This is a genomic window from Kocuria palustris (genome assembly GCF_007666205.1).
Lineage (GTDB): Bacteria > Actinomycetota > Actinomycetes > Actinomycetales > Micrococcaceae > Kocuria > Kocuria palustris_A.
Genome location: NZ_VDOR01000002.1, coordinates 463,949 through 465,653 on the forward strand (window position 1 = coordinate 463,949; position 1,705 = coordinate 465,653).

Annotated in this window: 2 protein-coding genes; both read right to left on the reverse strand. The window is 75.7% G+C overall.

Annotation, left to right across the window (positions count from 1 at the left end; genetic code table 11):
- Window positions 1-59: 59 nt before the first annotated feature.
- Window positions 60-1,235 (reverse strand): CAP and S-layer homology domain-containing protein, encoded by a 1,176-nt coding sequence (locus FSY66_RS04225; protein WP_186304395.1) that lies wholly within the window; start codon window positions 1,233-1,235, stop codon window positions 60-62.
- Between the two features lie 235 nt (window positions 1,236-1,470).
- Window positions 1,471-1,705 (reverse strand): S-layer homology domain-containing protein (locus FSY66_RS04230; RefSeq protein ID WP_144791550.1); only part of this gene is annotated, 235 nt, incomplete at its 5' end.

Genomic DNA, 1,705 nt, shown 5'->3' on the forward strand with positions numbered 1-1,705 from the left:
CCGCCGCCCTCCTCTCGCGCGAGAGGAGGGCGGCGGCCTTCTGCGGGCGGGGAGCCGGCTCAGCGGGCGGAGCGCTGCAGGAACGCGGCCATGGCGCCGCGCTCCGTGGAGGCCCGCGGGCGGAACGTCCCGTCGGCCCAGCCCCGGGCGATGCCCTCGTCGGCCATCCAGGCGATCGCCTCCCCGTGCAGCTGGCCGGGGCGCACGTCCGCGAAGGGCGCGGGGCCGGCCGCGGGTCGGCCCTCCATGCGCCACAGCAGGGCGGCCGTCGCATCGCGGGCCATGTCGTCGCCGGGCCGGAACGTGCCGTCGGACCAGCCGGTGAGCAGCCCCTCGGAGCGGGCCCAGGTGATCTCCTTGTAGAACTGATGCCCCGTGGGCACGTCGCGGTAGGGGGAGACCGCCGGCGGCCGGTAGGCGGGGGAGCCCGCCATGCGGTAGGCCACGGCCGCCATCGCATCGCGGTCGATGCTCTGCGACGGGCGGAAGGTGCCGTCGGCCCATCCCGTGAGCAGGCCCCGGTCACGGGCCCACCCGATCTCGGCGGCGAACGGGTGGCTGCCCGGAACGTCCCGGAACGGCCCCGCGGCCGCGGTCGTCAGCGGGGCGGGGCGGGTCATGGGCGCGGCGACGGACTGCGGCGACACGGCGGGTGCGGACCCCGTGACCCCGGCGCGCGCGTCGGCGGGGCCGTGACCGGGGACGTAGCCGTAGCCGTCGACGACGGAGACGAGGCGCCACGGCTGGCCGGTGTTCGTCAGGCGGCCGTCGGCGATCGTGACGCCGATGCCGATCACCTCGATCTCGGGGGAGAGCAGCACCTTGTCGTGGGAGGGGGAGGACTTCCACCACCGCACGAGAGCAGCGGGGTCGATGGAGTGCTCGAGGGCGGTGATCTCGTTCATGGCATCGACCCCCGTGCCCCTGCGGGGATCGGAGAGGAAGTCCATGGAGTGGCTCACTCGCTCGGCGCGGACCACGCGGTCCGATTCGTCCTGGGCGATGCCGGTGATCGTGGGCGAGTAGCGCACCGGCCGGAGCCCGTTGGCCTTCCGGTGCCGGTTGACCTCGTCGAGGATCTGCTGGCGGTATCCGTCCTTCTCGGCGGCGGGCGCGCTGACGATGTCCTGGGCGGCCGCGCGGGCGGGGGCGGCCGTGCCCAGCAGAGGCAGCGCGGTGAGCGCGGCGGCGGTCAGGGCGGCGGCCGCGACGCGGCGTGGGGCAGTGCGGATCATGGCGGGTTCCCTTGCTGGCACGGGCAGGTGCCGTCGGCGGATGGGGCGACTCGGCTCGGCCCGCGGGCAGGCGGGCGAGCGGTTCTGCGTCCGTGCCGGGGAAGGGACTCGGGGCAGCCTCCGCCCCGGGGCTGCGCAGGCTGCGCAGCCCCGGGGCGGCAGGAAGGTGCGGCCGCGGCGGGGGACGGCCCCGCTGCGGCGCCGAGGGCCGTTCAGCCCCCGGAGCGGTCGGGGATCAGTTCTCGTAGCGGTGCAGGAAGGCGGCCATGGCATCGCGATCGGTCTGCTCGAGCGGGCGGAAGGTGCCGTCGGGCCAGCCGGTGGTGATGCCCTGGGCTCGGGCCCAGTGGATCTCCTTGTAGAAGGCGGAGCCGGGGCGGACGTCGGTGAAGGCGGAGGTGCGCGGTGCGGTGTAGGCGGGGGAGCCGGACATGCGGTAGAGCAGCGCTGCGGTGGCGTTGCGGTCGATG

Bases quoted from the DNA above. Each gene is read 5' to 3' on its own strand.
- FSY66_RS04225 (WP_186304395.1), bottom strand. From the start codon at position 1,235: ATGATCCGCACTGCCCCACGCCGCGTCGCGGCCGCCGCCCTGACCGCC.